Origin of the sequence: Streptomyces sp. S4.7 (assembly GCF_010384365.1) — a bacterium.
Taxonomy (GTDB): domain Bacteria; phylum Actinomycetota; class Actinomycetes; order Streptomycetales; family Streptomycetaceae; genus Streptomyces.
This window is the reverse complement of sequence record NZ_CP048397.1, coordinates 6,998,813-7,014,562: the sequence shown is the minus strand read 5'-3', so window position 1 is coordinate 7,014,562 and position 15,750 is coordinate 6,998,813. Positions and strand designations below refer to the sequence as shown.

Annotated in this window: 1 protein-coding gene; it reads left to right on the top strand. The window is 70.1% G+C overall.

What is annotated here, in order from left to right; genetic code table 11:
• The first annotated feature begins 302 nt into the window (after positions 1-302).
• The gene (locus SSPS47_RS36090) at positions 303-15,734 is read left to right on the top strand and encodes a type I polyketide synthase (protein WP_164253765.1); all 15,432 of its coding nucleotides are present in this window, start codon (positions 303-305) and stop codon (positions 15,732-15,734) included.
• The last annotated feature ends 16 nt before the right edge of the window (positions 15,735-15,750 follow it).

Here is a 15,750-nt window from a genome sequence, read left to right as displayed (position 1 = left end):
CGCACCTGCGGCGCGCACCCTACCCGGCCTCACCTTGTCCATGACCGCTAAAGCCCAGCTAAGAGCGGTGGAAGCCCGCCCGGAGCAGGGCTCGGCGGACGGAACGGACTCTTAGGTCCGCTTTAGTCGGCGTGCTTAGCGTCAAGCCGCTTGTACGGATCAAGAAGCGCCCTCCTGCGTACCGGGACCCCGTTCACCGTCACTTGCCGCTCCTCGCCCGAACTACGCAGGCGGCGCAGGCCGATTTCCTGTGCGGCTCGAAATCGGGCCCGCCAACGCTGTGAAAGGGCGGACGGTAGCGGATGAGTATCAGCACCGAGGACAAACTTCGCGACTACCTGAAGCGCGTCACAGCCGACCTCCGCCGCACGCGGCAGCGACTCGACGCCGCCGTGTCGGGAGAGCAGGAACCCATCGCCATCGTCGGCGTGGCGTGCCGCTTCCCCGGCGGTGTCGCCTCCCCCGAGGACCTGTGGCGCGTCCTGGCCGACGGTGTCGACACCGTCTCCACGTTCCCCACCGACCGCGGCTGGGACCTGGAACGCGCCGTGGGCGAGTCCGAGACACTGCGTCCCGAAGGCCGCGAACCGCAGGGGGCGTTCCTCGACGACATCGCGGGATTCGACGCCGAGTTCTTCAACATCTCGCCGCGCGAGGCGCTGGCAATGGACCCCCAGCAGCGGGTCATCCTGGAGATCGCCTGGGAAGCGGTGGAGCACGCCCGCATCGAACCGCGCTCACTGCGCGGCGGGCGTACGGGTGTGTTCATCGGTGCCACCCACCAGGACTACGGCCCCCGGCTCAGTGAGCCGGCCGAGGGCGTCCAGGGCCATCTGATGACCGGCAGCCTGCCGAGCGTCATCTCGGGCCGTGTCGCCTTCACCCTGGGACTGGAGGGTCCGGCGGTGACGGTGGACACGGCGTGCTCGTCGTCGCTGACGGCGCTGCATCTCGCGTGCCAGTCTCTGCGGCAGAGCGAGTGCGACCTCGCGCTGGCCGGCGGCGTCACCCTCATGGCCACGCCCGGCATGCTGGTCGACTTCGACTACCAGGGTGGTCTGGCACCGGACGGCCGGTGCAAGGCGTTCTCCGACGGAGCGGACGGCACCGGACTCGCGGAGGGCGCGGGAGTCGTGCTCGTGGAGCGGCTGTCGGACGCCGTACGCAACGGGCACGAGATCCTGGCGGTGGTGCGGGGTTCGGCGGTCAACCAGGACGGTGCGTCGAACGGGCTGTCCGCGCCCAACGGACCTTCGCAGCAGCGGGTGATCCGTCAGGCGCTGGCGAACGCCGGTCTGTCGGTGGCGGACGTGGACGCGGTGGAGGCGCACGGGACGGGTACGACGCTGGGTGACCCGATCGAGGCCCAGGCGCTGCTCGCGACGTACGGCAAGGACCGGCCGGAGAATGCTCCGCTGTGGCTCGGATCGCTGAAGTCGAACCTTGGTCACACGCAGGCGGCTGCCGGTGTCGCCGGTGTGATCAAGATGGTGCTGGCGATGCGGGAGGGCGTACTTCCCCGCACTCTGCATGCGGACGAGCCGTCGTCACACATCGACTGGTCGTCGGAGACCGTTCGGCTGCTGGGGGAGAACACTCCCTGGCCCGAGGGTGAGGGCAGGCCGAGGCGGGCGGGTGTCTCGGCATTCGGCATCAGCGGTACGAACGCGCACGTGATCCTGGAACAGGCCCCGGCGGCCGAACCGGTCGAGACCACGGAGACGGATGACGCATCCGGGTCTTCTTCCGGTGTGGTGGTGTGGCCGGTGTCCGGTCACACATCGGACGCGCTGGCCGCGCAGGCTTCCCGGCTGCACGCGCATCTTTCCGCGCATCCGGAGGTCACACCTGAGCAGGTGGCGCATGCTCTGACCACGACTCGTACTGCTCTGTCTCACAGGGGTGCGGTGGTTGCCGCTGACCGTGGGGAGCTGATGGAGGGGCTGGCGGCCCTGGGCGAGGGTGCTCCCAGTGCGCATGTCGTGAGCGGGGTGACGCGACCGCAGGGCAAGACGGTGTTCGTCTTCCCCGGCCAGGGGGCCCAGTGGCCCCTGATGACCGCCGACCTCCTGACGACCGAGCCCGTCTACGCCCAGTCCATCGACGCGTGCGCGAAAGCCCTGGCCCCGTACGTCGACTGGTCGCTGCGGGATGTCCTGACCGATCCGGCCGGGGGACTGCTGGAGCGTGTCGACGTCGTCCAGCCCGCGTTGTTCGCGGTCATGGTCTCCCTCGCCCGGCTGTGGGAGCACCACGGGACCAGCGCGGACGCGGTCATCGGTCACTCGCAGGGTGAGATCGCCGCGGCCCACATCGCCGGGGCGCTGAGCCTGGAGGACGCGGCGAAGATCGTCGCCTTGCGGAGCAAGGCCCTGACCTCCCTGACCGGGCGCGGCACCATGGCCTCGGTCACCCTGCCGCACGAACAGGTCACCGAACAGATCGCCGGATACGACAGCCTCTCGGTCGCCGTCATCAACTCCCCCACCCACACCGTCATCTCCGGCACCACCGAGGACATCTACACCTACCTCGACCACTGCACCACCAACGGTGTTCAAACACGGCTGCTGCCCGTCGACTACGCCTCCCACAGCCCCCACGTCGAAGCCCTCGAAGAACACCTCCTCACAGTCCTCGCGGACATCACCCCGCGGGCCGCGAGCATCCCGTTCCACTCCACCACCCACCCTGCCCAGACTCCCACCGACACCACCACCCTCAACAGCACCTACTGGTACGACAACCTCCGCCAACCCGTCCACTTCCACACCGCCCTCACCCACCTCAACAACACCGGCCACACCACCTACATCGAAACAAGCCCCCACCCCACCCTCACCACCCCCATCAACCAAACAAACGAAAACCCCGAGACGGRCAACGGCAACGACACGCCGCTGACCGTCACCGGAACCCTCCGACGCCACCAGCACGGACCCACCCAGTTCCGCCTCGCCCAAGCCACCCTCCACACCCACAACACACCCACCACCTGGCCCACCCCCACCACCCAACCCACCACCCTCCCCACCTACGCCTTCCAACACCAGCACTACTGGCTCAACACACCTACCGGCGGCGGCAGCGACCCCACCACCCTCGGACTCCAACACACCAACCACCCACTCCTCGGCGCGGCGGTACAGCTCGCCGACAGCACCACCCACGCCACTGTCTTCACCGGCACGCTAAATCAGCGCACTCATCCTTGGCTCAGCGATCACACTGTCACCGGAATCACCGTTCTCCCCGCAACGGCCTACGTCGACCTCGCACTCCATGCCGGACACCACACGAACCACCCCCGGCTGACCGAGCTGGAAATGCACAAGCCTCTGGTCATCCCCGAACAGGCCACGCTCCAGCTCCAAGTAATGACGGCGCCTCTGCCCGACTCCGACGACCTGCGCGTCACGGTTCACGTACGACAGGAGTTGGACGCCGCCTGGGTTCTGCACGCCACCGGCACCCTGTCCGCAGCGGTTCCGGCAGCGGAGGCCGATCTCACCGCCTGGCCGCCCGCGGACGCCCGGCCCGTGGCGCCGGCCGATGTCTACACCGAGCTCGTCGCACGCGGCAATGAGTACGGCCCTGCCTTCCAGGGGCTCACCGCGGCCTGGCGCGACGGCGACGACCTCTACGCCGAGATCGAACTCGACCCCGACACCGACGTCACCGGCTACGGCATCCACCCCGCACTCCTCGACGCCGCACTCCACACCCTCGGCATTGACACGTCACCGTCGGACGCCAACGAACCGCAACTGCCCGCCCTGTGGCGGGACATCAGCCTCTACGCCACGGGCGCCACCACCCTGCGTGTGCACCTCGGGCGGTCCGGTCCTGGCTCGGCCCGTGTGCTCGTCGCTGATGCGGTCGGGCAGCCGGTGGCCAAGATCGAGAGCGTGGCTCTACGTCCCGTGGAGACGGCGCAGTTGGCGGCGGCCGGCACCAGCACCCACAACCGGCTGTTCGCGGTCGAGTGGACCGCGACCGCCCTGGCGAGTGACGCCGACAGCAACCCCGGCGACCACCAATCCTGGACGATCCTCACCGCCGGAACACCCGCCACCGCCCCACCCGAGTCGATCACCCACCTCGAACTCGATCCGGCCGACCCCGACCTGCCCCTCCCCCAGCAGGTCCACCACGCCGCCGCCCAGACCCTCCAGCACCTCCAGGACTGGCTCACCAACCCCGCCAACACCGACCGCCACCTCATCGTCCTCACCCACCACGCCGTCACCACCCACCCCGGCGAGAACATAACGGACCTCACCCACGCACCCCTCTGGGGCCTCATCCGCAGCGCCCAGAACGAACACCCCCACCGCATCACCCTCATCGACACCGACAACCACCCCGACAGCAACAAGCACCTCCCCGGCGCCGTCCACGCCGCCACTACCGCCGGCGAACCCCAACTCGCCCTCCGCAACGGGGACACACTCGTCCCCCGCCTCGCCCGCCACACCCCCACACCCGGCAACACCCTCACCCTCAACCCCCACGGCACCACCCTCATCACCGGCGGCACCGGCACCCTCGGCGCACTCACAGCACGCCACCTCGTCACCACACACGGCGCCCGCCACCTCCTCCTCACCAGCAGGACCGGCCCCGACGCCGAAGGCGCACACGAACTCCACCAAGAACTGACCGCGCTCGGCGCAGACATCCGCATCACCGCGTGCGACGCCGCCGACCGGCAACAGCTCACCGCACTGCTGGACACCATCCCCGCCGAACACCCCCTCACCGCCGTCATCCACACCGCAGGCGTCCTCGACGACGCCACCATCGACAACCTCACCCCCCAACAGCTCACCACCGTACTCGCCCCCAAGGTCGACGCCGCCTGGAACCTCCACCAACTCACAGCCGACCACAACCTCGACGCGTTCATCCTCTTCTCCTCCGCCGCCGCCACCCTCGGCGCCACCGGACAAGCCAACTACGCCACCGCCAACACCTTCCTCGACGCCCTCGCCCACCACCGCCACCACAACGGACAACCCACCACCTCACTCGCCTGGGGCTACTGGGCACAACCCAGCGGCATGACCGCCCACATGACCACCAACGACATCAACCGCCTCACCCGCACCGGAATCACCCCCCTCACCACCCAACAAGCCCTCACCCTCCTCGACACCGCCACCACCCACCCCCACCTCATCCCCACCGCCATCAACACCACCACCATCGACCCCGACACCGCCTCCCCCGTCCTCCGCAAGCTCATCCGGCCACGACGCACCACAGCGGCCCGGTCCACCGTCACCATGGGCGGTTTCGCCGAGGAACTCCGCGCTCTGCCGGAGTCTGAGCAGCGTGAACGGCTGGTCACTCTCGTCGTCTCCCACGCGGCAGTCGCACTTGGCCATTCGGACGGTACGTCTCTCCTTCCTCACCGGCCGTTCCGTGAACTGGGAATCGGTTCGTTGACGGCGGTCGAGCTGCGCAACAGCCTCGCCAGGGCCATCGGCAGCGCACTGCCGACGACCGTGGTGTTCGACTACCCGACGCCGCAAGAACTCGCCGACCACCTGCGTGGATTGCTGTTGCAGACCACCGCCGCCCCACGCCGGTCGGTCGCCGCGGTGCGAACGGCCGAGGACGAGCCCATCGCCATCGTGGGGATGGCATGCCGGTTTCCCGGCGACGTGCGGTCCCCGGAGGACCTGTGGCAGCTCCTCCGCGACGAGCGGGACGCGGTCGGCGACTTCCCCACCAATCGCGGCTGGGACGTGGAACGGCTCTACGACACGGACCCGGATCACCCCGGCACGTCGTACGTGCGTCACGGCGCCTTCCTCCACGATGCCGCCGAATTCGACGCCGACCTGTTCCACATGAGTCCGCGGGAGGCCCTCGCAACGGACCCGCAGCAGCGGCTACTGCTGGAGACCGCCTGGGAAGCCTTCGAGCGTGCGGGCATCGACCCCACATCCCTCCGCGGTACCGGCACCGGCGTCTTCACCGGTGTGGTGAACCACGACTACCTGTCCCGTCTCTCTTCCGTACCCGACGAGTTCGAGGGGTACCGCCGTATCGGTACGGCGCCGAGTGTCGCGTCGGGTCGGGTGTCGTACGCGTTCGGGCTTGAGGGTCCGGCGGTGACGGTGGACACGGCGTGTTCGTCGTCGCTGGTGGCTTTGCATCTGGCGTGCCAGTCGCTGCGCAGCGGCGAGTCGACCATAGCCCTCGCGGGCGGCGTCTCGCTGATGGCAAGCCCTGATCTCTTCGTGGAGTTCAGCCGGCAGCGCGGTCTGGCGCCGGACGGCCGCTGCAAGCCGTTCGCCGCCGGTGCCGACGGCACCGGCTGGTCGGAGGGTGTGGGGCTGCTGCTGGTGGAACGTCTGTCGGACGCCGTACGCAACGGGCACCAGGTGCTCGCGGTGGTGAAGGGTTCGGCGGTCAACCAGGACGGCGCGTCGAACGGCCTTACCGCGCCCAACGGGCCTTCGCAGGAGCGGGTGATCCGTCAGGCGCTGGCCAACTCGGGTCTGTCGGGGGCCGATGTGGACGCGGTCGAAGCCCATGGCACGGGCACCATGCTGGGTGACCCGATCGAAGCCCAGGCACTGCTGGCCACCTATGGGCAGGACCGATCGGACGGCACGCCTCTGTGGCTCGGGGCAGTCAAGTCGAACATCGGGCACACGCAGGCGGCTGCCGGTGTCGCAGGCATCATCAAGATGGTGATGGCGATGCGGGAGGGTGTGCTCCCGCGGACGCTGCACGTGGACGAGCCGACGCCGCACGTGGACTGGTCGGCGGGGGCGGTTGAACTCCTGACAGAGAACACCCCGTGGACGGTCGGGGAGGACCGGCCGAGGCGGGCCGGTGTGTCCTCGTTCGGGATCAGTGGCACGAACGTGCACGTGGTTCTTGAGCAGGCGCCCGCGATCGCACCCGTTGAGGGGGAGACAGAGCCCAGCGAGTCCGGGTCTTCGGGTGTGGTGGTGTGGCCGGTGTCGGGTCATACGGCTGATGCGTTGCGTGCCCAGGCCTTGCGGCTGCATGCGTGGCTGGAGGATCACCCCGACGCCGATCTTCCGGCGGTCGCGGATGCTCTTGCGGGGACGCGTGCGACTCTCGATCACCGTGCGGTCGTCTTCGGCACCGGACGCGGGCAGCTGCTGGACGCGCTGTCCGGTATCGCCGCCGGGACCCCGACCCCGCACGGGGTGACCGGGCGGTACCAGGCCGGGAAGCTCGCTGTGCTGTTCACCGGCCAGGGCTCCCAGTACCCCGGGATGGGACACGGCCTCTACACCACCCACCCCGTCTTCCGTGACGCCCTCGACGAGGCGTGCGCAGCCCTGGACCCGCACCTTCCGGTGCCGCTGCTCAGCGTGATGTTCGCCGGGCCCGGCACCCCGGAGGCGGACCTCCTGCACCACACCACCCACACCCAGCCCGCCCTCTTCGCCCTGGAGACAGCCCTCTACCGGCTCGTGGAGTCCTACGGGGTGCGCCCCGACGCGCTCGCCGGGCACTCCATCGGCGAACTCACCGCCGCCCACGCGGCGGGCGTGTTCACCCTCACCGACGCCGCCGTTCTGGTCGCGACGCGTGCCCGGCTGATGGGGGAGCTGCCCGCCGGGCAGGGCACCATGCTCACCCTCCACACCACCCCCGACCACATCACCCCCCTCCTCGACGGCACCACCCTGGAGATCGCCGCCCGCAACTCGCCCACCAACACCGTCGTCTCCGGCACCGTCTCCGACATCGAGACTCTTACGGCCCGTGCGGCCGAGGCGGGGATCCGGACCCGTGCGCTGAACGTCAGCCACGCCTTCCACTCCGCCCACATGGACCCCGTCCTCGACACCTTCCGCACCACCCTCAGCACCCTCAACCCGCAGCCACCCACACTGCCCGTCATCTCCAACCGCACCGGACAGCCCCTCACCCCCGAACAGGCCCTCTCACCCGACTACTGGACCGAACAGCTCCGCCACAGCGTCAACTACACCGACATCACCCACCATCTCGACACCACCGGCACCACCACCTACCTCGAACTCGGACCCGACACCACCCTCACCACCCTCACCACCCAAACCCTCCCCGACGCCACCGCCATCGGCACCCTCCACCCCAAACACCCCCACCACCACACCCTCCACACCGCACTCGCCACACTCCACACCCACCACACCCCCCTCACCTGGCCCACCACCACCCACCCCACCCACCACCACCCCACCCTCCCCACCTACGCCTTCCAACACCACCACTACTGGCTCAACGACACCCCAGCCATCCGGGACCTCACCTCCGCAGGGCTGGCCACCACCGACCACCCACTCCTCGGCGCAACCGTCGACCTCGCGCAGGGTGACTCGGCCGTCTTCACCAGCTCCCTCAGCCTGCGCACACACCCGTGGCTCGCCGACCACACCATCGCGAACCGGGCGCTGCTGCCCGGCACCGCGTTCGTGGACCTCGCCCTGCACGCGGGACTGCACCTGGGATGCGACCGGCTCACGGATCTCACGCTGGCCACTCCGCTCGCCGTACCCGAGCAGGGCAGCGTCCAGTTGCAGGTCACCGTCGCGCAAGAGGGGGCGTCCGGGGAGCGGATCGTGACGATCCACTCCCGTCCGGAAGGGTTCGAGAGCCCTTGGACGGCCCATGCCACCGGTCTGCTGGCGCCGGCGGAAGAGCGATCGGACGCTCCCGCCACCGGTCTGGAAGCCTGGCCCCCGCACGGGGCGGCAACGGTGGACGTGGGCGCTCTCTACGCGGACTTCGCCGCTCAGGGTTACGCCTACGGCCCCGCGTTCCAAGGACTGCGCGCTGCGTGGCAGGCCGACGGTCACGTCTACGCGGAGGTGGAACTCGCCTCTGACGTCGACGTCAACGGGTTCGGCGTCCACCCGGCGCTCCTCGACGCCGCGCTGCACACCCTCGCGCTGGACGCCAGGACGAGCGGGCACAGCGGCGACGAGGTCAAACTGCCCTACTCCTGGTCCGGTATCCGCCTGTACGCGACCGGTGCGACCGCCGCGCGGGTACGGCTGACACCCACGAGCGAGACGACGGCGACGGTCACACTCTCCGACGCGACCGGCCAACCTCTCCTGGCAATCGACGTGTTGACGTTGCGCTCCGTCGACGCCAAGCAGCTCAACACTTCGGCCGGCTCGGACCGTGACGGTCACCTGTTCGTCCTCGACTGGACAGAGATGAGTCCTGTCGAGGAGACAACAGAGACGGTGGTGTCCGATCTGCGGATCTTCGCCGCGGGTCCGGACACCGGCGAGTTCAACGCAGTCGGGTCCAACACGTCCGTGTTCGCCGCGCTGCCGCCCCGCGACCTCGAACTCCCGCTGCCCGAGCGGGTGTTCACCGCCACAGCGCACACCCTGCGCGTGGTCCGGGATTGGCTGTCGGACGACTCGGCCTCCGGGGCGCCCCTCGTGGTGGTGACCCGTGGCGCGGTCTCCGTCACTCCGGAGAACGACATCGATCTCGTCCACGCACCGTTGTGGGGCCTGCTCCGCAGCGCCCAGAGCGAGCATCCGCACCGCTTCCTGTTGGTCGACGTGGACGACGACCCGGCGTCGCTGGCGGCCCTGCCCTCAGCCGTGACGACGGCGGTCGCCCGGCAGGAGCCACAGCTCGCGCTCAGGGCGGGGGCGACGCTGGTCCCCCGGCTCGTACGCCACGACGCCGGCGCTCCAACACAGGAGTCCGCGACTGCGAGCCGGACGGCCTCGGCCACGACGTTCCGGCCCGACGGCACCGTTCTGATCACGGGCGGCACCGGCGCCTTCGGCGCCCGTATCGCCAGGCACCTGGTGAGCGCCCACGGCGTACGTCATCTGCTCCTCGTAAGCAGGTCCGGGCCGGACACCGAGCCGGCCACCGCACTGCGCCAGGAGCTGACCGGGCTCGGCGCCGAAGTCGTGGTCGCCGCCTGCGACGCCGCCGACCGCGACGGCCTCGCCGCGCTCGTCTCCGCGATCCCCGCCGACCGGCCGCTGTCGGCGGTCGTCCATGCCGCCGGTGTCCTGGACGACGGCACGCTCGCCCAGCTCACGCCGGAGCAGTTGCGCGGGGTACAGCGCCCCAAGGCCGACGCCGCGTGGCACCTGCACGAACTCACCCGGGACCTGGAACTCGACGCGTTCATCCTGGTGTCGGCGGGCGCCGCGACGCTGGGTACCGCCGGGCAGGGCAACTACGCCGCCGCCAACACCTTCCTCGACGCACTGGCCGCCCATCGGCGGCACCACGGTCTGCCCGGTCTCTCCCTCGCCTGGGGCTTCCTGGCCCAGGACGCCGGCATGACGGGCCACCTCGACGAACGGGACCGCGCCCGGCTCGCGCGCAACGGTGCCGTTCCGCTCAGTGTCGAGCGCGCGCTCGAACTCTTCGACGCCGCACTCGCCCAGGCGGCGCCCGCCCACCTACTGCCGCTGGCCATGGACTCCGCGCAGCCGCTGCTGCACGGGCTCGTCCGCAAGCGGCGCGCCGTCACCATGGCCGTTGCGGGCCGCCCGTCCGGCTCCGCGTCCGGCGCAGGGGGGCAAGGGCTGGCCGAACTGCCGCCCGAGGCCCGTCTTACCCGCCTCACGGAACTGGTCACGACCCTGGTGGCCGCCGTACTGGGGCACGTGGACTCCCAACAGCTCGACCCCGGGCGGACGTTCAGCGAGCTCGGCTTCGACTCGCTCACCGCGGTGGAACTCCGCAACCAGCTCGGTGCCGCGACCGGCCTCCAGCTCTCGTCCACGCTCGTCTTCGACTATCCGACGCAGCAGGCGCTGGCCGCGTACCTGAGCACCCGGTTCGCGGAGACGGCGACCGTCCGGCCCTCGGCCCACACACAGCTCCAGGACACGGAGCCGATCGCCGTCGTCGGGATGGCCTGCCGCTACCCCGGCGGAGTCACGACACCCGACGACCTGTGGGAACTTCTCCAGGGAGGCCGGGACGCCATCAGCGACTTCCCGGACAACCGCGGCTGGGACCTCGACTCGCTCTACGATCCCGTTCCCGGCACGCGCGGCAGTTCGTACGTGCGTGAGGGCGGTTTCCTGCACGACGCCGGCCAGTTCGACCCCTCGCTCTTCGGCATGAGCCCACAGGAGGCCCTGGCGACGGACCCCCAGCAGCGGCTGCTGCTGGAAACGGCGTGGGAGACCTTCGAGCGGGCCGGTATCGATCCGCGGTCGCTGCGCGGCAGCCAGACCGGAGTCTTCGCGGGAGTCATGTACAGCGACTACGCCGCCCGGCTCCTGCCTGACACGCCCGAGGGGTTCGAAGGTCAGATCGGAAACGGCAGTGCGCCGAGCATCGCGTCGGGCCGGGTGTCGTACGCGTTCGGGCTTGAGGGTCCGGCGGTGACGGTGGACACGGCGTGTTCGTCGTCGCTGGTGGCTTTGCATCTGGCGTGCCAGTCGCTGCGCAGTGGCGAGTCGTCGCTGGCGCTGGCCGGCGGTGTGACGGTGATGGCGAGTCCGAGCATGTTCGTGGAGTTCAGCCAACAGCGCGGTCTGGCGCCGGACGGCCGGTGCAAGCCGTTCGCGGCCGGTGCGGACGGTACGGGCTGGTCGGAGGGTGTGGGGCTGCTGCTGGTGGAGCGGTTGTCGGACGCCGTGCGCAACGGGCACGAGGTGCTCGCGGTGGTGAAGGGTTCGGCGGTCAACCAGGACGGTGCGTCGAACGGTCTGACGGCTCCGAACGGGCCGTCGCAGGAGCGGGTGATCCGTCAGGCGCTGGCGAACTCGGGTCTGTCGGCGGCGGATGTCCAGGCGGTGGAGGCGCACGGGACGGGTACGACGCTGGGTGACCCGATCGAGGCGCAGGCCATCCTTGCGACGTACGGGGAGGGGCGGCCGGAGGACGCTCCGCTGTGGCTGGGGTCGCTGAAGTCGAACATCGGTCACACGCAGGCGGCTGCCGGTGTGGGCGGTGTGATCAAGATGGTGATGGCGATGCGGGAGGGTGTGCTCCCGCGGACGCTGCACGTGGACGAGCCGACGCCGCACGTGGACTGGTCGGCGGGGGCGGTTGAACTCCTGAGGGAGAACACCCCGTGGACGGTCGGGGAGGACCGGCCGAGGCGGGCCGGTGTGTCCTCGTTCGGGATCAGTGGCACGAACGCGCACGTGGTTCTTGAGCAGGCCCCGGCCGTCGAACCCGTCGATGCCGCAACGGACTTGGAAGAGACTGCGGGTGTGGTGGTGTGGCCGGTGTCGGGTCATACGGCTGATGCGTTGCGTGCCCAGGCCTTGCGGCTGCACGCGTGGCTGGAGGACCACCCCGACGCCGATCTCCCCGCCGTCGCCGACGCACTGGGACATACCCGTGCCACGCTCGATCACCGTGCGGTCGTCTTCGGCACCGGACGCGGGCAGCTGCTGGACGCGCTGGCCGGCATCGCCGCAGGGACCCCGACGCCGCACGGGGTGACCGGGCGGTACCAGGCCGGGAAGCTCGCTGTGCTGTTCACCGGCCAGGGCTCCCAGTACCCCGGGATGGGACACGGCCTCTACACCACCCACCCCGCCTTCCGTGACGCCCTCGACGAGGCGTGCGCAGCCCTGGACCCGCACCTTCCGGTGCCGCTGCTCAGCGTGATGTTCGCCGGGCCCGGCACCCCGGAGGCGGACCTCCTGCACCACACCACCCACACCCAGCCCGCCCTCTTCGCCCTGGAGACAGCCCTCTACCGGCTCGTGGAGTCCTACGGGGTGCGCCCCGACGCGCTCGCCGGGCACTCCATCGGTGAACTCACCGCCGCCCACGCGGCGGGCGTGTTCACCCTCGCCGACGCCGCCGTTCTGGTCGCGACGCGTGCCCGGCTGATGGGGGAGCTGCCCGCCGGGCAGGGCACCATGCTCACCCTCCACACCACCCCCGACCACATCACCCCTCTTCTTGAGGGCACCACCCTGGAGATCGCCGCCCGCAACTCCCCCACCAACACCGTCGTCTCCGGCACCGTCTCCGACATCGAGACCCTCACCGCACGCGCGGCCGAGGCGGGCATCCGGACCCGTGCGCTGAACGTCAGCCACGCCTTCCACTCCGCCCACATGGACCCCGTCCTCGACACCTTCCGCACCACCCTCAGCACCCTCAACCCGCAGGCTCCCGCGCTGCCCGTCATCTCCAACCGCACCGGACAGCCCCTCACCCCCGAACAGGCCGTCTCACCCGACTACTGGACCGAACAGCTCCGCCACAGCGTCAACTACACCGACATCACCCACCATCTCGACACCACCGGCACCACCACCTACCTCGAACTCGGACCCGACACCACCCTCACCACCCTCACCACCCAAACCCTCCCCGACGCCACCGCCATCGGCACCCTCCACCCCAAACACCCCCACCACCACACCCTCCACACCGCACTCGCCACACTCCACACCCACCACACCCCCCTCACCTGGCCCACCACCACCCACCCCACCCACCACCACCCCACCCTCCCCACCTACGCCTTCCAACACCACCACTACTGGCTCAACGCACCGACGAACAACAGCGGTTCGGGGCAGGTCGGTAGCGCCGAGGAAGCGCGGTTCTGGCAGGCGATCGAGCAGGGTGATCTCGACGCCCTGGCCACCGCACTCCGGCTCCCGGGCGACGCGGACTCGGCCGAGGCGACGATGACGGCGCTCTCGCCCGTGCTCCCGATGTTGTCTTCGTGGCGCAAGCAGCACGCGGAGCGTTCCGCGGTGAGCAACTCCCGCTACCAACTGAGCTGGACACCGGTCAACACCCCGTCCTCCGCCGCGCTCTCCGGTCGATGGCTCGTCGTCTCCGCCGAGGATGCCGGAGAAGCCGGGGAACACGGAGAAGCCGGATCCTCTGCGGACTGGACCGCCTGGTGCACCGCGGCCCTGCGCCGCGCCGGTGCCGAGGTCGTGGAGCTGAAGACGGACGGCCCCTCCGTCGATCGCGCCGACTTCGTCAAGGCGCTCGGCAATCTGCCTGGCGACGAACACCCCCCGGCCGGTGTTCTGTCCCTGCTCGCGCTCACCGGCACGGACGCGACCGGTTACGTACCGTTGTCCGCCACCGCCGCGCTGATCCAGGCTCTCGGCGACGCCGGGTTGCAGGCACCGATGTGGAGTCTGACCAGCGGCGCTGTCTCCACCGGGGTCTCGGCCCCCGTCACACACCCCGCCCAGGCTCATGTCTGGGGTCTGGGGAGGGTAGCCGCGGCAGAACACCCCGACCGCTGGGGCGGACTGGTGGATGTCGTCGGCAAGCTCGACGAGCGCAGTGGTGGGCTGCTGGCCGCCACGCTGGCCGGGAATGGTGGCGAGGACCAGGTCGCGATCCGGCCCGGCGGCGTCTTCGGGTGTCGGCTGCGGACCGCGTCGGGCGGCCGGCCGCCGCGCCGCGACTGGCGCCCGGCCGGCACCGTACTGGTCACGGGCGGAACCGGTGCGCTGGGCGCGCACGTCGCCCGGTGGCTGGCCGGCAAGGGAGCGGCGCACCTCCTCCTCACCAGCCGCAGGGGCGAGTCCGCTCCGGGAGCCGGGCAACTTCGCGCGGAACTGGCGGAGTTGGGCGCCACGGTCACCATCGCGGCCTGTGACGTGGCCGACCGGGGCGAGCTCGCCTCCGTACTGGCGGCCGTGCCCACGGAGCAGCCGCTGACCGCTGTCGTACACACAGCAGGGCTGCTGGACGACGGCGTGCTCGACGCACTCACCCCGGAGCGCCTCAAGCGCGTGCTGCGGCCGAAGACGGACGCCGTGCTGAATCTGCACGAACTGACCAAGGACCTCGACCTGTCGGCCTTCGTCCTCTTCTCCTCGATCGCCGGGGTCCTGGGCAGCATGGGGCAGGCCAACTACGCAGCCGCCAATGCCCACTTGGATGCCTTCAGCGAGTACCGGCGCGCAGCCGGGCTGCCCACGACCTCGATCGCCTGGGGCCCTTGGAGTGGCGATGGCATGGCCGCCGACGAGGCGGTCGACCGCAACATACGCGACACCGGCGTACGGCCGCTGGCCCCCGACGTCGCGATCGCGGCGCTGCAGGAGGCTCTCGACCGGGACGAGACGCGGCTGGTCGTCGCGGACATCGACTGGCAGCTCGTCGCCGCCTCCGCAGCCGACGCCGCCCGCCGGGACCCGCTGCTCGGCGAGTTCCCGGAGGTACGGGCGGTATGGCAGGCAGCCGATCAGGTGGCAGCCGATGGCGCGCTGGCCGCCACCGCTCTCCGGGACAAGCTCCAGGGCGCGGGTTCGAAGGCCGAACGCGAGCAGGTTGTACTTGAGTTGGTGCAGTCCCGCCTCGCGACGGTGCTCGGCCACGGCTCGGCCGATCTCGTCGAGGGCGACAAGGCATTCCGCGAAGTGGGCCTGGACTCGCTGGGCAGCATCAAGCTCCGCAACGCCGTCAACGCGGCAACCGGGCTGAATGTGTCGGCCACTCTGCTCTACGACTACCCCACCCCTCTCGCTCTCTCCCAGTACCTCCTCACCGAGATCACCGAGGAGGACACCGTCACCGAGGCGACGCTCCTGGCGGAGCTGGAGAGGCTCGACGACGCCCTGAGGTCCCTCGCCCTGGCGGACAGCGGCCGGCGGAGGGTCGCGGGCCGGCTGCAAGTCCTGCTCTCCAAGTGGGGGGACGGCCCGGACCAGACGGATGAAGACAGTTCACACCAGGATCTCGACGCGGTGACCGCGGAAGAGCTCTTCGACCTGATCAGCGACGAGTTCGGGAAGTCGTGATGGCGACCACAAGCGG